The sequence below is a fragment of the Pseudomonas sp. LB3P25 genome (assembly GCF_054897985.1).
Genome location: NZ_CM142711.1, coordinates 4,331,831 through 4,352,083 on the forward strand (window position 1 = coordinate 4,331,831; position 20,253 = coordinate 4,352,083).

Here is a 20,253-nt window from a genome sequence, read left to right on the forward strand (position 1 = left end):
AGGAGCCCCGCTCCGCCGCAATCAAATCGCCTACTCAGAGAGCAATCTCAGGAGCTAAACATGGACCGTTATCGCCCACTCAAAACAAACGCCACTTCCACCTCAGTTATGCTGATAGATACCGGCGTTGAAGCGTCGCAGCTTTTAGAAAATGCACTATTTAGGATTGGAACAGGTACTGGCTTATTAGAAGTTCTAACTTCCATTTCGCTGGAGAGTATAAGAGAAGCTGATTTCTATCGCCTAGCATCTTCAGCTTACATGCCATTACAAGAAGGTCTAGAGCTTCTCGAGCAGTTTCATTCCCAATACGCTCAAAAATAAGTCACGCCTTGGCAGATAACTCATAAAACACGCTATCACCCTATTTTTTTATTGGAGGGTGATAGCTAAGGAGACATTTTGGAACTTCGCCATTTGCGCGGCTTTCTCGCGGTTGCAGAAGAGCTTCACTTCGCACGCGCTGCGGAGCGATTGCACATTGAACAATCCCCGCTTTCCAGAACAATCAAAGAGCTGGAATCAGACATAGGCGCACAGCTTTTTGACCGAACCTCTCGCGGCACACGGTTGACCTGGCCAGGGCAGGTTTTCGCTGAAGCTGTCCACCGAATCTTTCAGGCAATTGAACAAGCGCGCTCCAATGTTCAGGCAGCGGCATCCGGATACCGGGGATCGATTCGGATCGCCCTGTCCGATGGTGTCCTGCCACAACGTTTGACGGCGATTTTGGCACGGTGTCGAGAGGAGGACCCGGAGGTGGAGTTACGCTTCTTCGAGGTTTCGCTGTACCAGCAATTGAAAGGGCTCCGCGAGGACCTGTTTGATGTAGGTTTCGCCCGATCTAAGGACGTGGGTGAAGGCTTAACCGCTCAACCGGTATGGCAAACACCCTTGACCATCGCCTTGCCGGCTCGCCATCCACTCCTCGCCCTCAAACATATACCGTTGGACCAGGTGGTGAACTATCCGTTGGTGCTGTTCCATCCTCAAACGCATGCCGGTCTTCATCAACAAATTGACGTCCTCCTGCGCAAGATAGCGTCACCTGTAAGAGTGGCCGAGCAGGTCTCCAGCCAGGAAGTAATGCTGAGCTTGGTCGCTGCCGGCTATGGTCTCGGGCTCACCTGTGAATCACATATGGCTCTGTGTCGAAGCACCGAAATCGTGACGCGTCCTATCGCAGGTGATCCACCCATGCTGACCAGTTACCTGCTCCGGTCGTCAAATGATCCCAGTGAGCAACTGGAACGATTTATTACCCGGGTTACCGAAATGAATTCGTTCATTTAAACCGCTGGAGACACCTCGAAAGCAGGACTGAATAGGTCCTGCATCAGACCTGCAACGCATAAGCACTCCCCCAATTTGGCTCGTTCAAAAGGAAGGATAGCCATGCCATAAGCATCGGTTCATAAAAGACCTGAAACCCACAAAGTCTGGACCGCCACAATTGATAAATGAGTATCAGCCAAGACGTATTTCGTCTTTCCTCTGGGTCACGCCGACGTTTCTATAGATGGACATCGCCATCCATGGAACGACAAATGAATCGGAAACACGAACAGTTCGGCACCAAAATTTTCTACAGCCCCATCGAAGCTGCGATCCGCTGGAGTAACCTATTTGAAGAAGAAACAAGCGTACTCACAGTGACAGCACTAACTGCTCCCACAACCGCGGAAGCTGTTCCACTCTGGCCCATTCTGGGACTGAACATCGAGCGTCTATACGACGCTATGCGTAACGGCGAACTCCCGTTCGGCAATGCGGGGGTAACCTCCAATGACCCGTCACTGCTTAATACTCCACAGCTCACTATCCGACACGTGGACCTCAAGCGCTGGATGGCGAAGACCTACCCCGATCAAAAGCCTAGTTTCTTGTTCGACGAAATGGAGCAACAGCTGCATTCATCCGTTGATCTCGGGTCCGTTCAAGCGTTGCTATTACAGATCAAAACTCTCAAATCTCAATTGAGCGCACGGACACAGACGCCGCAACCCAAACCTATTGAAAGTGGAACTCAACTTCCCGCCAGAGCCGAGACCACCTACCTAAATATCATCGGCGGCCTGCTGACGCTGCTATTGGGCCAATCTCCAGGTGGTGTGCGCTACTCAACCTTCAAGACTCTTGAGTCAGTCATCAGCACGCTGATTGCTCACCACAGCGGCCGCCCCGGAATCACCGAGCGCACGTTGTGGGCGAAGTTCGCTGAAGCCAAACGCCAACTCTCCGACCACTCATAGCGCCTGCAATTGCAGTCGCTATATCTGCAACTGCAGTGCTTTCGATCATTCCTCCGCATTCAATAGCCAGCACTTCCCACCAGACGCTACAGGGCGTCAAGGAGTGTCCATCGTGCCTCAGCAGAATGAAACCACTGCTCCTAGGGAGCTTCGTATCTTGAGGCTTTCTGAGGTCGAGCAGAAAAGCGGCTTCAAACGCGCTCACATTTACAACCTGATGAGCCAAGGAAGGTTCCCGAGGTCTGTGCGACTGGGAGTCCGAGCCGTGGGCTGGAACGCCGCCGAAATTGATCAGTGGATCGCAGAACGTTTACAGGACCGCACCTAAGGAGCTAACCATGCAGGTTGTATCGATTGTTTCTACTAAAGGCGGCGTCGGAAAAACCACAACAGCCGCCAATATTGGGGGGTTGGTCGCTGACGCAGGTTTAAGAGTCTTGCTCATTGACCTCGATGTACAACCCACTTTGTCGAGCTATTTTGAACTGGCAAAACGGGCTCCCGCAGGCGTTTATGAGTTGCTTGCATTCAACGAGCAGCGATTGGACCAACTGATCTGTAGAACGGCCATTCACAACCTCGACATAGTGCTATCGAACGACGAACAAGGTCAGTTGAATACACTACTGCTGCATGCTCCCGATGGCAGATTACGCTTGCGTAATCTGCTACCTATCTTTCGACCGCACTACGATCTCCTGTTGATCGATACACAGGGAGCGCGAAGCGTGCTCCTGGAAATGGCGATGCTGGCCTCTGATTTTGCGTTGTCTCCAGTTACGCCTGAAATCCTCGCTGCACGCGAACTACACCGGGGCACACTGAAGTTGCTACGAGATCTCACGCCCTATCGTCATCTAGGCATTGAGCCCCCTCGCCTACACCTTCTAATAAACCGCGTGCCACCCGTTTCAAACAATGCATTTTTAATCAAAAAAACACTTCGCTTGGTTTTCAAAGCAGAGGTCGGTGTACAGGTCCTCGACACAGATATTCCAGCGATCGAAGCCTACCCTCGGGCAGCAACAAAGCTGCTTCCTGTTCATCGTGTTGAATACAGGCGGCCTACCGGACGTCAGGCGCCTGCAGCACTAGAAAGCATGCGTGCGTTGGCGTGCGAACTCTTTCCTCAATGGCGAGTGCAGTTGGATCTATTTTCAGCAATGCAATCCAGCACCCGTATTCGTCAGAGGTCGCCACAATGACTGACGGACGATTGGAAACAATGGCCAATCATTTGCTGGCCGAGAGCTTTGAACGAACGGGGCCAGCCGCAGAGACGCTGAGCGATCCAATCGTCGATACACCGATGATCATGACGTTGGACCGTTTGAAGCCTTACGACCTCGACCCGAGGGTGACACGCAATCCTCGGTACGATGAGATCAAGGAGTCCATACGCCAACGAGGACTCGATGCCCCTCCATCCATCACCAGGCGTCCCGGAGAACCTCACTTCCGAATTCGTAACGGTGGCAACACACGGTTATCGATTCTTCACGAGCTTTGGTCAGAGACAAGGAGGACAAGTTCTATCGCTTTGGTTGCCTCTTTCGTCCCTGGCCCAAGCGTGGCGAAATTGTTGCGTTGACCGGCCACCTGGCAGAGAACGAATTGCGGGGGGCACTCTCGTTTATTGAGCGGGCATTAGGTGTCGAGAAAGCGCGAGAGCTCTACGAACAGGAATGCGGATCCTCACTCTCCCAGTCAGAACTGTCCCGGCGTCTAACCGCAGATGGGTACCCCGTCCAGCAGTCCCATATCAGCCGCATGAGAGATGCCGTGCTGTACCTGCTGCCTGCGATTCCTAATGTTTTGTATGGCGGCTTGGGCCGACACCAGGTTGAACGCCTAGCGGTGATGCGTCGAGCCGGTGAACGGATATGGGAAGAACACTCCAAAGGTAAAACTTTGGGCATTGATTTCTCAGTGCTGTTCCATGAAGCGCTCGTGATGTTTGATGGGGAAACTGCTGCCTTCTCTCTACCTCATGTGCAAGACGAACTGATCGGGCAGATGGCGCAATGGCTTGGTGTGGACTACGACACGCTGGTTCTTGAGTCAGAGGTTGGGGAGCGGCGTCAAAGAGCGTTAGGAGATGAGCCTAAACCCCCCCCAAAATTGGACAGATCAATCGCCCAACCCGCCTCTCTCAAACAAGTGTCAGACCTGCAAAACACTGCCGCCGACACAGCGGCAAAAAAAGCTGAGCAAGTCTCCACGGGAGTCGAGAACGACGAAGAAATTTCGTCATCTATCACCAACCGCTTACAGTCAATCCAACAGATGGTAGCGGAGCACACTGGGGACATGCCTGACATACCGTCGGACGTTCTTCCTTCAGAACAAGGCAGCCTCTTCCCCATCTCGGACATATGGAAGATCGAACCAGGGTTAGATGCGCCAGAACGCTTGCGTGTTCACATCAGCCAGTTTGCTCGAGAAATCGCTCAGGATGCAGAACAGGCTGATTGCATCACTGTTGTCGATGAAGGCATTGGGTTCCGCTGTGCTACCTCTGCACCCAATTCGTCGCAAAGCCCTGCTCCATTAATTGCCTTGTTAAATACCCTGACCGCATCGGGTGCATCCACGACCTTAACATCTGTGGCGATTGGCACTTTACTGCTGGGCGCCACAGAGGGTCAGGGCTCCTGTGCAAGGATGAGCGATGCCAATCTCATCAAGTTGTTTCGATTGATTCGTTTGGCTCGCCGCTTGATCGATCTCAAATCAGATATCCAGCCCGTGACCATAGGAGGGGCCACATGATTGCTCCACACCCGCTGAACCAAGCCGTCATTGCACAAGCCCTCCACGACTTGCGAAACGGCCAATTGCGTCGATGCAAGACCATGGGTTTCGCTGATGAAGATCTTGCAGCCCTCAAAGAGCCTGCACTGATTAGTGTGCTGCTCAATGCTCGTGTGCCTTGGTGTACGGTCAACATCAATCGCGAGGTTCTACAGCGTCTTCTGCACCAGATCGACGATGTTGAAAAGGAGATCGCCACGATAGACCGAATGCTGCGCCTAGGTGCAAGCACCGAGATGGTGAGCAAGTTCTATGGCCTCACCCATCAAGAAGTCGCATTGCGCAGGGACATCCTTGGATTGCCCAAGCGCAAAGGTCGCCATCCGGTGTTGAGCGAAGAGCAAGACACGTTGTTATGGCAACGCTGGCACCCAGAATTCAAAGCACGTGGTATTGCGGTAGATGACGATATGGCCATGTTGTCGCTCACACTCGACCTGGCGCAAGAGCTTACCTTTCCGGTTTCGGTAATCTGGGCTGCGTTGCACAACTGGATTGATCAGGGGTTGGTCTAGGGCCGTGAAGCGCACAGGCCCTGCCTCCCTGTCCTCTCTGCTGAATAATGCGCTAGAGCAACTGCAACCTAAGAGCAATCCACCCTGTGGAGATGGTTTTCTCTTCAGCGGCAATCGCCACGAAACCGTGCCCAGAGCGCTCTTGTTGGACACCCGACTGACCCCTTTAGAGCGCAATGCCTGGCAGGTTTTCCGCCTGTTACTGAATGATGATGGCATCACCGCCTTCCCCACCTACGACCAACTGCGCCGCTATCTTTCTTCAGTTCCATGCGGCGCGCTGGCCTCCCACGAAACGGTGGCCAAGACCCTGACGATGCTTCGCTTGACCCGCTGGCTCAGTCTGGTGCGCCGCCGACGCGACACCAGAACCGGACGCGTGCTGGGCAACCTTTACGTTCTGCACGACAATCCATTAAGCCCCTTCGAAGCCATGCAATTGGACCCTGAGTATTTGGGGCTGGTTAGTGAGGGGCTAGATCATGCAAACAAAGGTATTCAGCGAGTCGGTATAGCGGTCATCGAGGAGATCCGTCTGGACTCTCACCTCAGGCACCAGATACCGCCCAGCCACCTCGATATCTTGATCCACCGCCTGTACGGTCATCAATCTTCCGGTGCTGAAGCGATCCGCAAATCCGAACTACCGCCGTACGCCACTCTTCGGAATGAAGAGACCCCATCTTCGGATTCCGAAGCGAGCCCCAAAGCCACACACTGCGGCGGTCTTCGGAAACCGAAGGCTGCGAGTACTTTAAGTACAAAAGCATTAAAAGAAATACGTACTGAACCGCGCGTGCCCGAGGCGTCCGACCTGACATTTCCTTCTCGCTTCGCCACGCTCAAAGCGACTCAGCAAACAGCAGCCAAAGTAGCCTTGCTGCAGTTGAACACCGAGTTACGCCAAGCCGTACTCGATGAGTGGGCTACACGGTGTCGTGATACCCCAGTTCGCAATCCCGCCGGTTACCTGTTTGGAATCATCCAGAAAGCCCTGCACGGGCAATTTACCGCATGGGCTTCAAAGCCCAAGACATCCGACGCGGCCTCAGTCCACCAAGAGGTAAAACGTGAAGAAAAGACAGAACGTGATCCCGCAATCGCCCAGGCCAGCATCGCGGCATTGAAAGGTCTTTTGAACCTACGCTGAGCCCTCAAACGTCATCGCCTATCCCCTGGGGATAGCGCCACCGATCGAGCATCGCGATGAAATCAGGCACACGCTCCCTGCGCTTTGTTCGCTGACAGCCTTCCTCACTGCCTCAAAGCTGGCCACTCATTCCACTGCCTATGAGTGCAACCCTATGGCAAATGAACTACAGCTCAACCTAGGCGCATTGCGCAGCTCAATGCAATTGACTCTGCACACGCACCATGCCTCGCGCATCTGGCATGGCCGAGCGCCCTCTGAGGGAAGAGCGACCATCATAGGTCTAAACGGCTTCGTTTCGATCATGAACAAAATGAAACGTGGTGCTGAGCAAGATGATCCCTACTCCGATGCTTGGATGCTGCGCATCGAAGACAAATTGGAAGAAACAAGGGAGAGCCTCAAAGTATTGCGTGAACAGGTCGACCAGGTGCTATCTGAGGTTCCGGCTGCGTTGAGCCTCGGTGAAAACCTGAATGTCCAGCCGGTCAATCTGCCGCTATTCGTTAATGCCCAACTCGGCTTCATGGCGGTGTACCTCTTGGCCGACTACGACGACCTTGCACGTCGACTCATCTTGGCTCATCACACCGCACTGATCGACCGAAGCACGCTTGAGCGTTGGCTCAACGAAGGAGCGCACGCTCTGCGCAGCCTTTTCAGCCTGGCCCAGCAATACAAGTTCACAGGCGTTCAGCGAGAGGATTTTGCGGCGAACAACGCGGCCGCAAGGATGGCCAGGGAAAAGTTCGGCGAATTGCCCCAAGACGTACTTGAGGGGACACGCCGCTCGCGCTTCGCGCCCCCTATGGTGCGCCATAGGCACCTCACCGAACGGCATGATCATGAGGAGACCACAGCTGATGAGCCAGATGGCGAACGCTCTGACAAGGCTGACGAAAATGCTGACGACTCCGCCGCTGGGTACTCCCCTTCTGAAGAGGAGGAGCGTCGATGACGCAGCGCTACTTCACACCATTGGATGAGGCCGATCTTCAGCAACTGGCACATGCCGCCTACCTAAAAGGCCTTTTTAATCCTTTTAAAGGTAAGGGGAGTTTGGAAGTCTGGGCCAACCAATGCTCTGCGCTTCGTGATGGTTTGATCGCCTTGGCCGAGGAGCGAGTTCTCACCCAAGCCCGGGGTTACCCATTCAACTTACTCCCCGTCCAACTGGCCCAGCAGGTCACTGGCGCAGGAACAACCTTTCTGCGCTGGCGCAACCTCGACCGGACTTCAATGGGTGTGTCGTTATGGGAGCAATGCATGGACAACGACTCAACGCCTGATGTGCTGATCAACGACCTACTCGCGCTGGAGCAGCAGCGAATCGTACTCAACATGCAAATCAGCTTGAGCCATACCCTTTCCCGTCAGGCTATCGACTGCGCCAGCAAGATGGTCCGGGCGGTAGCGATCCATCAACGTAGCGCCGATCGGCGCGTCAATAACCAAGAGAGCACATTATGAGCACCCACTTTGTTGGTGAAGGCAACATCGGGTCTGCGCCCGATTATCGTGAATTCCCCAATGGCAACGATGAGCCTCGTCGTCTGCTGAGGCTAAACATCTACTTCGACAATCCAGTCCCAGTGAAAGATGGATATGAGGACCGCGGAGGCTATTGGGCACCGGTCGAGCTCTGGCACCGCGATGCCGAACGCTGGAAGACCCTGTACCAAAAAGGCATGCGTGTATTGGTAGAGGGTCGAACCGTAAAGGATGAATGGGAAGATGCTGATGAGAACGCCCGGGTGACATTCAAGATCGAAGCGCGCCGCGTTGGAATACTGCCGTACCGAATTGATTCCGTGCTGCTGGGTGGAAAACACTCTGCTCCGGATAATGATGGGGAACAGTAGGAATGACGGTAACGAGCGGCTGCCGCAACGGTCCGCCGCTCGCATTGCGCCAATGCAGAGGAGTCATCCCCAGGGGATAGTGCCACTGACGTCCACCGAGCTCTAAGCCAGCATCAAAAACGAATCTTCTGAAGTGTATTCCTCTGACCGTGCGTCAAACGTATCCCTGCATCGTCAACGACTGGTCAATAAGCTAAAGACGGTATCGCTTTGACGCTCGTCGTTGCGGCAACATTTAGCTCATCTTCAGACGCATCTCAGATCCAGCCAAAGGTCATGAAATGCGACTCTTTCTGTGTGAAAAACCCTCTCAGGGAAAAGACATTGCCCGAGTTCTGGGCGCCAACCAACGTGGTGCCGGTTGTTTCAACGGGGTTGGCGTTACCGTCACCTGGTGCATCGGCCACCTGGTTGAAGCGGCTCCGCCTGAGGCCTATGGCGAGCATCTGAAACGCTGGTCTCTGGATCAGTTACCCATCATCCCGGACACCTGGCGCATAGAGGTTAAGGCAAACACTGCATCACAATTCAAAGTCGTCAAACAGCTATTGGCACGGGCAACAGAATTGGTGATCGCCACCGATGCTGATCGCGAAGGAGAAATGATTGCTCGCGAGCTCCTCGAACTTTGCCGTTATAAGGGAGCCGTTCAACGACTCTGGCTGTCGGCGCTCAACGACGCCTCAATTCGCAAAGCGTTAGTCTCTTTAAGATCTGGCAACGAAACCATTCTCCTCTATCACTCAGCGCTCGCTCGTTCGCGAGCAGATTGGTTGATCGGAATGAACCTGAGCCGCTTGTTCACGTTACTCGGCCGTCAGGCGGGCCATGATGGTGTCCTGTCTGTGGGACGGGTCCAAACACCAACATTACGTCTAGTGGTGGATCGTGATCGCGATATTGGGCAGTTCGTTTCAGCGCCTTACTGGGTCGTCGATGTTGAGTTGTCGTTGAAAGGCCAGACGTTCTACGCGCAGTGGGTTCCCCCGAGTAACGCGACGGATGAAGCAGGACACTGCACACAGCACACGGTCGCGCATTTAGCGTTACAACGAATCCAGGCAACTCAAGACGCTCAGGTTATTTCCGTCGATACAGAACGAGTTCGGGAGGCACCGCCCCTACCCTTCGACCTGAGTACTCTTCAAGAAGTCTGCTCACGCCGTTTCGGTCTTGACGTTCAAGACACCCTGGACATCGCGCAGGCGCTTTACGAAACCCATAAGGCTACGACCTACCCTCGTTCTGACTCCGGGTATCTACCAGAGAGCATGCACGCTGAGGTAACGATGGTCCTTAATTCGCTATTGGCCAGCGATCCAAGCCTACAACCGTTGCTCAATGCCGCAGATTGGAACCAGCGATCGCGCGCCTGGAATGACAGCAAGGTCAGTGCCCACCACGGCATCATCCCGACACTGGAGCCGTTTCGGTTAGACGCCCTCAATGAAAATGAACGGGCAGTTTACGGACTGATTCGAGCTCACTATTTGGCACAGTTTCTCCCACATCATGAGTTCGATCGGACCAGCGCGTTACTCACCTGTGGGCGCGAACAGCTTCAAGCGACAGGTAAACAGATTGTCGTTCACGGCTGGCGCCGCATGATGGGCAATACCGCTGACGTGAACGATGAGGAATCTGGGCCGCGATGCCAAGTCTTGCCAGCCCTCGCACAGGACACCTGTTGCAGTGTTCAGCAAGTTGAACTGAGAGCACTGAAAACGCTGCCACCTAAAGCGTTCACCCAAGGCGAACTGATCAAAGCCATGAAGGGTGTGGCCAAACTCATCAACGATCCGCGGCTGAAGCAGAAGCTCAAAGAAACTACGGGTATTGGCACAGAAGCTACACGGGCCAACATCATCAATGGTCTGTTGAAAAGAGGTTATTTGTTCAAGAAGGGTCGATCTGTCCGGGCTTCTGAAGCAGCCTTTACGTTGATCGATACAGTCCCCGCCGCTATTGCCGATCCTGGAACCACTGCCATCTGGGAACAGGCACTGGACATGATCGAGACGGGGCAAATGACATTGGACGACTTCATCAACAAGCAGGCGACTTGGATCACCCAGCTTGTTGAGCATTACCGTACAACCACTCTATCCATGCGCATCCCAGACGGCCCCTCCTGCCCGTTATGTGGCGCAACAATGCGTCAACGACAAGGTAAAAATGGCCCCTTCTGGTCATGCACCCGATACCCCGAGTGCAAAGGCACTTTGCCGGTCGTAGCCAAGGCAGGCATCGTCACGGGCTCCCGAAAGCCACGCCGCTCCCCTTCCAAGAGGGATTGAGCGGTATTGCCCAAGCACGCCTTACCTTCTGAAACAGCGTGCGTGTCCAACCTGATCGACTGATCGGAGACGAGAAGGCGCTCCTCTCACCACTGCCTTTGCAGCGGTACCAAATCCCCACAGGTTCGTTCTGAAGGGTCTCCTGAGCGCTTTGAACGAAGCGCTCAGGAGACCCTTTGGGGTGAACCGTAATCAGTGCCGGCGCCCGCCGGTGTAACAACGGGTTCCTTTTGTACGCGGATGTGTGCCTTACGATTCCGGCCCTCGCCACGACACGGGTCGGGTGTAAACGCTGTCACGGCGACTGGCAATGACGACGATCCGACGCAGCCCACTGGTGGCTTCTCTGTTTTAGCCGAAGGCCATGCCTTCGGCACCTCGATCTCTTCCCCTTAACGCGCCTCTCCAGGCACTGCTCTGTCGTGGAGGTTGAGGCGCAACAGCGAAGGACTTACCCGATGAATCAACCTATAACCCACCTACAGTACGCCAGTGTCTGCAGTGGCATTGAGGCCGTCAGTGTTGCTTGGCAACCGCTTGGATTAACCCCTGCATGGTTTTCCGAGATCGAGCCCTTTCCTTGTGCCGTTCTGGCACATCATTGCCCCGACATTCCCAACTACGGCGACATGACTCAATTGGCTGATCAAGTAAGTACCGAGGTCATAGCCGCGCCACCGATCCTTGTAGGTGGCACACCTTGCCAAGCCTTTAGCATTGCTGGATTCCGTGCAGGTCTTGAGGATCCGCGCGGCGTCCTGTGCCTCAGATACGTGGAGTTAGCCAATGCCATCGACCAAGTCAGAACTTGTCGAAATGAAGCAGAATCCATCATCGTCTGGGAAAACGTCCCAGGTGTGCTCAGTGACAAACGCAATGCCTTTGGTTGCTTTCTGGCAGCGCTTGCGGGGGAGGAAGACGAACTTCAGCCGCCAAGGAAGACGTGGTCGGACGCAGGTATTGTGTTTGGCCCCCAAAGAACAATCGCTTGGAGGGTCCTGGATGCCCAATATTTCGGCGTGGCCCAACGACGCCGTCGTGTGTTCCTTGTCGCAAGTGCTCGAACAGGATTCGATCCCGCCGCGGTACTTTTTGAGTCAGAAGGCTTGCGCCGGGATACTGCGCCGGACCGAACGCCGACGCCGATCGCTTCCGCAGGCGTTGGAGCAAGCGTTGAGGGCTGTCGCTGCGTAGACCGGTTACGAGTCTTTGCAAACTCGTACGGTATGGCGCACGGCCAAGCTGGCGCGGAAACCTCGCTGGAGTGCTGCCCCACACTGACCTGCAATCATGAAGCCGCCATCGTTGTGTGTGCCACGGGGGACATAACGCATTGTTTGAGAGCAGAGGGTTTCGACGCCAGCGAAGATGGTACGGGACGAGGCCATCCCATCGTTCCTTGGCTTTCTCATCAGGTCAGGCGCCTGCTTCCGAAAGAATACGAACGCCTACAGGGCTTACCCCATGACTACACCCGAATTCCACGACGTTTTTACACCGTAAGACGCATCAGCCGCTGTCGTCCGGTCGATGCGTGGGAGGCCGCCGAAAATGGCTGGATGCTGATGGCCGCCGATGGTCCGCGTTACAAAGCCATTGGTAACAGCATCGCCGTTCCTTGCCTAACGTGGATCGGTAAACGGCTCCTTTTCGCGCTGTCGCAATCCGGTAGCGAACTCAACGGTATTCATCGCTGACAGCCTTGGGCACGAGGAACAATCTTTGGACACGCATCACTGATCCCAATCAGTGCCTGCCCAGGCAGCCGAGGTCTTCAGGGCTGCGACGTGGAGGATCACGTCGACCACGCCAGTCCGCTACGCATCGCTCCTGCGGACGTACGCCCTAAAGGCGTCGATGCCTGACATTCAACGCGCTTACCTCATTTGGACTCAAGCGCATATTCCAGATACTCAGGGACACATCCTAATGACTACCTGCACCATTTCTCAGCTTCCTCCTCTTTCACCGTCGCGTAAGCATCACGAAGAAGTACCGGCCAGTTTCGAAGGCACTGCCGCTGCTTTTTTGTATGCATGGAAGCAAGGAGTCGCAATAGCGGGGCCCACTTTCTTTGGCGACGGGACTCAAACAGGCTTGAACAGAGCCACCTGCAGATGGGACCTGCGTCCTAATCTGCGCACAATCAACAGCGCCATCAGTATTCTGAGCGATAACGAACGGGTATTCCTGGCTGCGCTGGTCAGTTTCTATGACGCCGATGAAGGTAGCGCTCTACTTAAACAAGTCGGCATTAGGGGCTTCGCTGATTTGGTCGTTCTCGACCCAGAACGACGTGATGTCATTGCATCGTTGGTTATGCACCATCACGGCTGGTAACGGCTCAAACTCAGGTCTCTGAATCAGCACCAACATTGCCTATCGGATCTTGCGATCCACTCACCCATAGGGGGCAAATCTGCCCTATGGGCGACGTGCCCTCACCTTGCTTTCTCTAGCCTGGAGGCACGTCATGAGCACCACGCACTCTGATAGTTCTTACTTCGATCTTCATATCACCGGACTCGGCTACCTCAATCGCATTCGCGAGGTGAAGCCCAAGAAAGGTGAAACGTTCTTGGCCTGCGATATTGCGGCGCTCAATGGTCCTACCAACTCACCGGAATATCGCCGTTTCGATGTCCGTGTATCGGGCACTGAAGCTCAGCAACTGGTTCGTCGATGCGTTCAGGCAGTAGAAGCTCAACGCAAGGTTCTAATCGGATTTCGCCTCGGTGACCTCTGGTCAGACACCTTCACATACTCCAAAGGTGCACGTGTTGGTCAACAAGGGGTCAGCCTCAAGGCCCGATTGCTTGTAGTGAGCTGGATCAAGATCGATGGTGATCTCGTACACAACGGCAAGCCGTCAGGCCAAGAAAACGGCGGCACTGACAGGCCACCTGAGCCATCTCCAGTGGGCTGAGATCGATCAAGACACGCTGATATGACGTCCTGTTAAGGCACCTATTTCTCGTTTTTGCTGCACCCATCAGAAGGTTTTAAACCTTCGAACACACCCTCGGGAGTCATGACTCCCGAGAGGGCGTCATGGCCCATTTTGAATAGGAAACCGACCATGATAATCCTCAAAGCCGGCTCTTCATTTAAGCCACTGTTCACCTGCGGGGCCTTAGTGTTTACCCCCGGAGTTGATGCTCTAGTTCGATCCCAGAAAATAAACCCGTTTCATTACTTCGGTCGCCATCTCAGTGGCGACTGGGGAGATCTCTGTGAGGATGATCTCAAGGCCAACGCAGATGCTTTGATCTCTGGCGCCCGACTGTTGTCTTCCTATCTGATTGAGCCAGAATTCAAACTCTGGATCATCACTGAAGCAGACCGAAGCGCTACCACACTGCTATTGCCTGAAGAGTACTGATCCACTCGAGTAATGGAAGGAAACACTGTTACCTCGACCACGTCATCACCCTAATAACTTCTTTTAAACGGCCTCTTCTGAGGCCGTTTTCTTTTACCCAATTGAATGTGAGCACTGAGCGTTCCTGATTGGTAACTGCCAGCAGCCCTGCAGCCTGCGATGTTTCCAGTCCCTCTTCCTGGAACTCCATGCATGCCTTCTCTCAACACTCACCTCATACCCACAGTTTTGTTGAGCAGCTTGATGCTCTCAGCGTGCAACAACTCATCAGTCCAGCCGACCCAGCCTCTAGCCCCAACTACCTCTCAGCCGGTAGAGAAGCACATTCCTGTCCAACGCTATGGTCGTTACACCCTCGTCGAGCTGGCTCCGGATAGCGCACAGCGAAACCTGCTGCTCCAGGTTGTCGATATAGACCTTCCCTCGGCCTGGTCCGTCAGCGTAGGTGATGCGCTGCGCTACGTCTTACTGCGGTCAGGATATCGGCTCTGCGCCAGCACTCCCCAAATCGAGGTGCTGTTCAAACTCCCCCTACCGGCAGCGCATATGAGTCTGGGTCCGATAGTACTGCGCGATGCTCTGCAAACTCTTGCGGGACCGGCATGGGCACTAGAGACGAATGAGCGGCTTCGCCAAATCTGTTTCGTCCCGGCAGACAAACATTCGCCCACGAAGACTTCAGCATCCACCGATGCGACTACGGAGGCGCACCCATGATTTATGCCACCACTTCGGCCTCAAAAATTCGCGCATTCCTTGCTCGCTGGGCAATACCTGCATGGTTGTCACTGACCTGTCATGGATTAGTTTTCCATCAACTGTGGTTATCGGATCAGGAGAACAAAACCAAAGCACGTGAGCAATCAACAACATTTCAGCTTCTGGAGGATCGAATGGTTGTTCTGGAGCAACCCGATCTCAGTATTGAGCAAACCCCAAAAATGGTCACACAGACGGAGTTCAACGAGTTAGATGATGCCTTCTACCTGAGCGTGAACGACATACGCAAAACCCTTGGTGCAACCGCGACCAGTGCGGATCTACGGGCACTCCAGCAACAGGTCCAGGCGATTGAAACCAAGCTTCAGCAACCCGTCGCCACACCGATTCCCAGTAAACCCAGGCAAAAAGCCCGCAAAGTTGAGCAACCTACCCCGCCCACCTTTCAGATCATCGGCCGCGAACTGCGTGGCGGGGAACGTTTTCTGTCCATTGCCCCGCTCGGTGCCCTGTCACTGGAGCAAAGCCGCGTCATGCGTATCGGCGAAACACACGACGGCTGGAAGCTTGATGGGTTTGACGACCAAAGCGCGGTCTTCATCGTCAACGGCGAGACACGTCGTTTGAGCATTCGTTAGGAGGCAGCATGTCCCGACTCGTACTCATGCCCACGATGGTCTTGGCGCTGATGACTGATGCACAAGCGCTGGTTGATGGACCAAGTTCAAGCATTTCGATCGAAACAATCAGCCAAAGTAGACCTGCTGCAGATCTGCCCAACGATGAAGCACGATTGGCTCGTGAATGGGGTCTGCAAGAGAATGAACTCAAGCGTTACAGAGCGCTGATGCAAGGACCGCTCGGTACCTACTCCCCCAACCTTGACCCTTTGAGCGCGTTGGGCATTGAAGCCCAGTCTGAAGCTGAACGTCAGCGCTTTGCAGGACTGCAAGTGGAAGCGGAAGCGGCCCGGGTAGAAAAACTATTGGCCTATCAGCGCGCTTACGACCAGGCCTGGAAAATGCGTTACCCAGGAATGGCACTCATCAACCTGCCCCCGATGAGTAGTCCACTCGTGATCAAAGCCGCGGAGAGAGCTGCGGTCTTCGTCCAATACGATTGCCCCAGCTGCGAGCAAAAAGTCAAACAGTTGAGCACCGCTGGCACATCGTTCGACCTCTACGTCATAGGAAGCCGGCAGGACGACAAGCGTCTCCGCGACTGGGCACAAAAAAACGGAATCACCCCCACCAAGATTCGCGACGGAACCATCACCCTAAATCACGACAACGGGCGCTGGATGTCTATCGGCGCTCAGGGAGTACTACCGGCTGTAATGCGTGAGGTAAACGGAAAATGGTTACGACAGTAGAATCAAGGAGAGTGCTATTTCGCCTCGTCAGCTGCGGCGCCCTTCTAGATCCGATTCCCTGTGCCATTGCTCAAGCAGCGCAGGTACCGCCACCGGCCTATAGCATTGCTGCGCTTCAGGCGGGGATCCCGTCGAACGTTCTGTTTGCCGTGGCGTTGCAAGAAAGCGGGCTTACGTTGCGCAGACAGCGACGGCCTTGGCCATGGACACTGAACGTTGCCGGCGCAGCGCATTACTACTCCACCCATCGTGAAGCCTGTCTTGGCCTTCTCCAAGCCATGAAACGTCATCCGGCAACGCGGATCGATGCAGGCCTGACGCAAATCAATCTGGGTTACCAGAAGCGCTTCTACCGATTCCCGTGTGAAGTCCTGAGCCCACATAAAAATCTGGCTATCGCAGCGACTCTGTTGCGCGAACACTACCGCACTGATGGGAGCTGGTTAGACGCGGTGGGACGCTTCCACCGGCCTGCGGGTGGTCCTTTGGCGGCTCGTTACCGAATGAGCGTCAGCCACCACATGAAACGGATTGTAACTACAGGGAGTAATCGACCTTGAAAATCTGGCCTACATGTTTGCTGGTTGTCTGTGCATTGAGCACACCGTCCTTTGCGCAAAGCAGAACACCAATGGTTGCGGATTTGCGCTACAGCGAAGAGGACATGCTACCCGTACGTTCAACATTGTTGACCCCAGGTGCTGTCGAACGTCGCATCCTGAGTGCCACGGGACTACCCGCGTTTTTTTTAATCGGGGATGACGCTCGCTCACGGACTTGGCTCAAGCAGCGTTTAGCCGCGCTGATTAAGCTCAATGCTGTCGGTCTGGTCGTCAATGTCGAATCCAAAGTTGCGCTTGATAACCTCCGACAGGTTGCGACAGGACTGACGCTCACGCCGGTCTCCGCTGATGATCTGGCGCAGCGGCTCAACCTGAAGCATTACCCCGTGCTGATCACTGCCAGCAGCCTTGAGCAGTAACCGTGACACAACACCATGCTGTTGAAACGTTACTGCGACCTGCCGTTGAGCTTTACAGCGTCGCAGCCTGCAGTTCAGCAGCAGTCCTGTGCCTGGCTGCGCCATGGTCTTTGGCGCTGGATTCATCGCTTGGCACCGGCGCCGCGCTGGCCTGCGCTTCTCTCGGGGCGGTGCGACTGAAGCAAGCCAGTGTGGTATTGCGGTATCGCCGCCAGATGAGGCGCTTGCCGCGGTATGTCATGACCAGTCGCGAAATCCCTGTCAGCAACCATCGGTTATTTGTTGGCAGGGGCTTTCGCTGGGATCAACGCCATACGCATAGGCTGATGCAGACCTATCGCCCCGAATTCAGAAAGTACGTCGAACCCTCTCAGTTTTATCAGATGGCACGCAAGCTCGAAACGCGGTTGGAGTTTGCGCCTTACCCACTGAACCAGTTACCTCGTCTAACCAGCTGGGACAATGCGTTCAACCCTGTTCGTCCCTTACCACCCGTAGGAGGTCTCCCTCGACTGCACGCCGTTGAACCCGAAGAGGTCGATGTCACCCTCCCCTTGGCCGAACGTGTTGGACACACCTTGGTACTAGGCACGACTCGAGTCGGAAAAACTCGTCTCGCCGAGCTGTTCATCACCCAGGATATTCGTCGTGGTGAGGTCTGCATCGTGTTTGATCCGAAGGGAGATGCGGAGCTGCTCAAACGGATGTACGTGGAAGCCAAACGTGCGGGACGCGAAGGTGAGTTCTACGTCTTTCATCTGGGCCAACCCGCCATCTCAGCGCGGTACAACGCTATTGGTCGGTTTGGGCGAATCACCGAAGTTGCCTCTCGGATCGCAGGGCAACTGTCCGGCGAAGGCAACTCTGCAGCGTTTAGAGAGTTTGCCTGGCGCTTCGTCAACATCATCGCACGCGCATTGGTGGAGCTGGGACAACGCCCGGACTATCTGTTGATCCAACGTCACGTGATCAATATCGATGCCCTGTTCATCGAGTACGCCGCACACTTCTTCGCTCGCCACGAAGCTAAGGCCTGGGAAGCGATCGTCCAGATCGAGGCCAAACTCAATGAGAAAAACATCCCGCGGAACATGATGGGCAGGGAAAAGCGCGTAGTCGCGATCGAGCAATACCTGTCCCAGGCGCGATTGTATGACCCCGTGCTGGACGGGCTGCGCTCGGCCGTTCGCTATGACCGTACCTACTTCGACAAGATCGTCGCCTCACTCCTGCCACTGTTGGAAAAGCTCACCACTGGCGACATCGCTCAGTTGCTGGCTCCTGACTACCTGGACCTGGAAGATCCGCGACCGATTTTTGATTGGATGCAGGTCATCCGCAAGCGCGCGGTGGTCTATGTCGGGCTCGATGCACTGTCCGACTCTGAGGTCGCCTCCGCCGTAGGCAATTCGATGTTCTCTGATCTGGTATCGGTCGCCGGACACATCTACAAATTCGGGGTAGACGACGGGCTGCCCGGTGCGTCGGCTGACAAGAAAATCCCCATCAACGTCCATGCTGATGAGTTCAACGAGCTGATGGGAGATGAGTTCATCCCCATGATCAACAAAGGCGGCGGTGCCGGCATTCAAGTGACGGCCTACACCCAGACCCTGAGCGACATTGAGGCGAGGATTGGCAACCGTGCCAAGGCAGGCCAGGTCATTGGTAACTTCAACAACCTGTTCATGCTAAGGGTACGTGAGACAGCGACGGCAGAACTGCTAACCAAACAACTCCCTAACGTCGACGTTTACGCGACGTCAGTCATGAGCGCCGCGACCGACAGTTCCGACCCGCATGGCAATACTGCATTCACCTCAAACACCCAGGACCGCGTTACCACAACCAGCGTGCCGATGATTGAACCTGCTCATGTGGTGGCGCTGCCCAAGGGCCAGGCCTTCGGATTGATCGAGGGTGGACAGCTCTGGAAGATTCGCATGCCCCTACCCACCCCAGATCCTGACGAGGTCATGCCCAAGGATCTGCAAACGATGGCCGGCTACATGCGCAAACGATATGTCGCAGCGAACGACTGGTGGAGCCCTATGGCTGTTCAGGATCAGGAGGCCGCACTGCCTGATGACCTGCAAGGAAAAACCATCGAAACGTCGCAGCAAGAGCGGACAGGCACATGAGCGATCCAGTCGCAACAGCCCGACATCAGCAAGATCGGCAACAAGGTCTGCTTATGGCGCTAGTGACGCTGCCTTTTCGATTTGTCGGAGTATTACTGGGATCGTTGATGCTTAGCATTGTGATTGAGTGCGCTGGCATGTACTTATTCTGGCCAGAGGAAGGCTGGCGGCATTCACAACGCATGTTTGAGTTCGAGTTGGATCAGCTCTCAAAAAACTTCACACGAAGCGTGCTGGTGCAGGAACCAGGTCGTACTGCCCAAAAGTTGGTTAGCATTGTTTACGACTCCATGCTCTCAAGAACTGGCTTTGCCTCCTGGGCACAAATCACATCACAGAATGCGCGGAAGGCACGAAGCGACAATGCCCGTGACGCTCGCTACTACATCGGGGCTCTCTACACCCATCTGGAAAACGGACTGATAGCTGCGGTCTACACAGGGCTCGTGTTCCTGATCAGACTGCTTGTGCTGTTTCTTACGCTGCCGCTGTTCATAACGGCTGCATTCGTGGGACTGGTTGACGGGCTAGTGCGTCGGGACATTCGCCGCTTCGGAGCAGGACGAGAGTCTGGCTACATCTATCATCGAGCGAAAGCCTGCCTGATGCCGCTGGTGATCTCACCTTGGGTGATCTACCTATCATCACCCGTAAGCGTGCATCCTCTTTTTGTTCTTCTACCAAGCTCTATGCTTTTGGCAGTAGCAGTTACCATCACGATTGGTAGCTTCAAAAAATACATCTAATGGACACCCGATTATCTGAT

21 protein-coding genes and 2 pseudogenes are annotated in these 20,253 nt (G+C 54.7%); all 23 read left to right on the forward strand.

What is annotated here, in order from left to right; all coding sequences use genetic code 11:
* Positions 1-60: 60 nt before the first annotated feature.
* The 23 genes and pseudogenes from ACYZTW_RS19685 to ACYZTW_RS19795 all read left to right on the forward strand — a co-directional run bounded on the left by ACYZTW_RS19685 (position 61) and on the right by ACYZTW_RS19795 (position 20,233).
* Complete coding sequence (locus ACYZTW_RS19685) at positions 61-324, forward strand: hypothetical protein (RefSeq protein ID WP_462001405.1); 264 nt, start codon at positions 61-63, stop codon at positions 322-324.
* A gap of 78 nt (positions 325-402) precedes the next feature.
* The gene (locus ACYZTW_RS19690) at positions 403-1,293 is read left to right on the forward strand and encodes a LysR family transcriptional regulator (RefSeq protein ID WP_462001406.1); all 891 of its coding nucleotides are present in this window, start codon (positions 403-405) and stop codon (positions 1,291-1,293) included.
* A gap of 254 nt (positions 1,294-1,547) precedes the next feature.
* Entirely contained in the window at positions 1,548-2,252 is a 705-nt protein-coding gene (locus ACYZTW_RS19695; protein ID WP_462001407.1) for a hypothetical protein, read from the forward strand.
* A gap of 109 nt (positions 2,253-2,361) precedes the next feature.
* A complete protein-coding gene (locus ACYZTW_RS19700; protein WP_140895085.1) occupies positions 2,362-2,580 on the forward strand; it encodes an AlpA family transcriptional regulator in 219 nt (72 codons plus the stop codon).
* Between the two features lie 10 nt (positions 2,581-2,590).
* Entirely contained in the window at positions 2,591-3,457 is an 867-nt protein-coding gene (locus ACYZTW_RS19705) for a ParA family protein (protein WP_462001408.1), read from the forward strand.
* Positions 3,454-5,024 (forward strand): annotated as a pseudogene (locus tag ACYZTW_RS19710) (ParB family protein). Before ACYZTW_RS19705 ends, ACYZTW_RS19710 begins: the two are co-directional and overlap by 4 nt.
* The gene (locus ACYZTW_RS19715) at positions 5,021-5,581 is read left to right on the forward strand and encodes a DUF2857 domain-containing protein (RefSeq protein ID WP_462001409.1); all 561 of its coding nucleotides are present in this window, start codon (positions 5,021-5,023) and stop codon (positions 5,579-5,581) included. Before ACYZTW_RS19710 ends, ACYZTW_RS19715 begins: the two are co-directional and overlap by 4 nt.
* Positions 5,565-6,731 carry an STY4528 family pathogenicity island replication protein gene (locus ACYZTW_RS19720; RefSeq protein WP_462005800.1) on the forward strand — a complete coding sequence of 389 codons (1,167 nt, stop codon included), beginning with the start codon at positions 5,565-5,567 and terminating at the stop codon, positions 6,729-6,731. The genes ACYZTW_RS19715 and ACYZTW_RS19720 overlap by 17 nt, the downstream gene beginning before the upstream one ends.
* Positions 6,732-6,885: 154 nt before the next feature.
* The gene (locus tag ACYZTW_RS19725) at positions 6,886-7,689 is read left to right on the forward strand and encodes a PFL_4669 family integrating conjugative element protein (RefSeq protein WP_462001410.1); all 804 of its coding nucleotides are present in this window, start codon (positions 6,886-6,888) and stop codon (positions 7,687-7,689) included.
* Positions 7,686-8,201 carry a DUF3158 family protein gene (locus ACYZTW_RS19730; protein ID WP_462001411.1) on the forward strand — a complete coding sequence of 172 codons (516 nt, stop codon included), beginning with the start codon at positions 7,686-7,688 and terminating at the stop codon, positions 8,199-8,201. The genes ACYZTW_RS19725 and ACYZTW_RS19730 overlap by 4 nt, the downstream gene beginning before the upstream one ends.
* A complete protein-coding gene (locus ACYZTW_RS19735) occupies positions 8,198-8,593 on the forward strand; it encodes a single-stranded DNA-binding protein (protein WP_140895067.1) in 396 nt (131 codons plus the stop codon). The genes ACYZTW_RS19730 and ACYZTW_RS19735 overlap by 4 nt, the downstream gene beginning before the upstream one ends.
* Positions 8,594-8,874: 281 nt before the next feature.
* Positions 8,875-10,890, forward strand: a complete 2,016-nt coding sequence (locus ACYZTW_RS19740) for a DNA topoisomerase III (RefSeq protein ID WP_462001412.1) — start codon at positions 8,875-8,877, stop codon at positions 10,888-10,890.
* A 458-nt stretch (positions 10,891-11,348) separates the two neighbouring features.
* Positions 11,349-12,023: pseudogene (locus ACYZTW_RS19745) on the forward strand (DNA cytosine methyltransferase); the annotation flags it as partial.
* Positions 12,024-12,819: 796 nt separating this feature from the next.
* Positions 12,820-13,230 (forward strand): hypothetical protein, encoded by a 411-nt coding sequence (locus ACYZTW_RS19750; RefSeq protein WP_462001413.1) that lies wholly within the window; start codon positions 12,820-12,822, stop codon positions 13,228-13,230.
* Between the two features lie 133 nt (positions 13,231-13,363).
* Entirely contained in the window at positions 13,364-13,816 is a 453-nt protein-coding gene (locus ACYZTW_RS19755) for an STY4534 family ICE replication protein (protein ID WP_462001414.1), read from the forward strand.
* 153 nt (positions 13,817-13,969) lie between these two features.
* Positions 13,970-14,272: a hypothetical protein gene (locus ACYZTW_RS19760; protein WP_462001415.1), complete on the forward strand. Its 303-nt coding sequence runs from the start codon at positions 13,970-13,972 to the stop codon at positions 14,270-14,272.
* 243 nt (positions 14,273-14,515) lie between these two features.
* Positions 14,516-14,989, forward strand: a complete 474-nt coding sequence (pilL2, locus tag ACYZTW_RS19765) for a PFGI-1 class ICE element type IV pilus protein PilL2 (protein ID WP_462005801.1) — start codon at positions 14,516-14,518, stop codon at positions 14,987-14,989.
* Positions 14,986-15,630 (forward strand): hypothetical protein, encoded by a 645-nt coding sequence (locus ACYZTW_RS19770; protein ID WP_462001416.1) that lies wholly within the window; start codon positions 14,986-14,988, stop codon positions 15,628-15,630. Before pilL2 ends, ACYZTW_RS19770 begins: the two co-directional genes overlap by 4 nt.
* An 8-nt stretch (positions 15,631-15,638) precedes the next feature.
* Positions 15,639-16,364, forward strand: coding sequence for a TIGR03759 family integrating conjugative element protein (locus tag ACYZTW_RS19775; RefSeq protein WP_462001417.1), 726 nt, complete (start codon positions 15,639-15,641; stop codon positions 16,362-16,364).
* Positions 16,349-16,924, forward strand: coding sequence for a lysozyme family protein (locus tag ACYZTW_RS19780; RefSeq protein WP_462001418.1), 576 nt, complete (start codon positions 16,349-16,351; stop codon positions 16,922-16,924). The genes ACYZTW_RS19775 and ACYZTW_RS19780 overlap by 16 nt, the downstream gene beginning before the upstream one ends.
* A 35-nt stretch (positions 16,925-16,959) precedes the next feature.
* Entirely contained in the window at positions 16,960-17,346 is a 387-nt protein-coding gene (locus ACYZTW_RS19785; protein ID WP_462005802.1) for an integrating conjugative element protein, read from the forward strand.
* Between the two features lie 2 nt (positions 17,347-17,348).
* The gene (gene traD / locus ACYZTW_RS19790) at positions 17,349-19,487 is read left to right on the forward strand and encodes a type IV conjugative transfer system coupling protein TraD (RefSeq protein WP_462001419.1); all 2,139 of its coding nucleotides are present in this window, start codon (positions 17,349-17,351) and stop codon (positions 19,485-19,487) included.
* Positions 19,484-20,233: a TIGR03747 family integrating conjugative element membrane protein gene (locus ACYZTW_RS19795; RefSeq protein WP_462001420.1), complete on the forward strand. Its 750-nt coding sequence runs from the start codon at positions 19,484-19,486 to the stop codon at positions 20,231-20,233. The genes traD and ACYZTW_RS19795 overlap by 4 nt, the downstream gene beginning before the upstream one ends.
* The last annotated feature ends 20 nt before the right edge of the window (positions 20,234-20,253 follow it).

Excerpts from the sequence above, each read along its gene's own strand:
- ACYZTW_RS19685 (WP_462001405.1), top strand. The coding sequence starts at position 61 with ATGGACCGTTATCGCCCACTCAAAACAAACGCCACTTCCACCTCAGTT.
- ACYZTW_RS19695 (WP_462001407.1), top strand. The coding sequence starts at position 1,548 with ATGAATCGGAAACACGAACAGTTCGGCACCAAAATTTTCTACAGCCCC.
- ACYZTW_RS19705 (WP_462001408.1), top strand. The coding sequence starts at position 2,591 with ATGCAGGTTGTATCGATTGTTTCTACTAAAGGCGGCGTCGGAAAAACC.
- ACYZTW_RS19715 (WP_462001409.1), top strand. The coding sequence starts at position 5,021 with ATGATTGCTCCACACCCGCTGAACCAAGCCGTCATTGCACAAGCCCTC.
- ACYZTW_RS19725 (WP_462001410.1), top strand. The coding sequence starts at position 6,886 with ATGGCAAATGAACTACAGCTCAACCTAGGCGCATTGCGCAGCTCAATG.
- ACYZTW_RS19730 (WP_462001411.1), top strand. The coding sequence starts at position 7,686 with ATGACGCAGCGCTACTTCACACCATTGGATGAGGCCGATCTTCAGCAA.
- ACYZTW_RS19735 (WP_140895067.1), top strand. The coding sequence starts at position 8,198 with ATGAGCACCCACTTTGTTGGTGAAGGCAACATCGGGTCTGCGCCCGAT.
- ACYZTW_RS19740 (WP_462001412.1), top strand. The coding sequence starts at position 8,875 with ATGCGACTCTTTCTGTGTGAAAAACCCTCTCAGGGAAAAGACATTGCC.
- ACYZTW_RS19750 (WP_462001413.1), top strand. The coding sequence starts at position 12,820 with ATGACTACCTGCACCATTTCTCAGCTTCCTCCTCTTTCACCGTCGCGT.
- ACYZTW_RS19755 (WP_462001414.1), top strand. The coding sequence starts at position 13,364 with ATGAGCACCACGCACTCTGATAGTTCTTACTTCGATCTTCATATCACC.
- ACYZTW_RS19760 (WP_462001415.1), top strand. The coding sequence starts at position 13,970 with ATGATAATCCTCAAAGCCGGCTCTTCATTTAAGCCACTGTTCACCTGC.
- pilL2 (WP_462005801.1), top strand. The coding sequence starts at position 14,516 with ATGCTCTCAGCGTGCAACAACTCATCAGTCCAGCCGACCCAGCCTCTA.
- ACYZTW_RS19770 (WP_462001416.1), top strand. The coding sequence starts at position 14,986 with ATGATTTATGCCACCACTTCGGCCTCAAAAATTCGCGCATTCCTTGCT.
- ACYZTW_RS19775 (WP_462001417.1), top strand. The coding sequence starts at position 15,639 with ATGTCCCGACTCGTACTCATGCCCACGATGGTCTTGGCGCTGATGACT.
- ACYZTW_RS19780 (WP_462001418.1), top strand. The coding sequence starts at position 16,349 with ATGGTTACGACAGTAGAATCAAGGAGAGTGCTATTTCGCCTCGTCAGC.
- ACYZTW_RS19795 (WP_462001420.1), top strand. The coding sequence starts at position 19,484 with ATGAGCGATCCAGTCGCAACAGCCCGACATCAGCAAGATCGGCAACAA.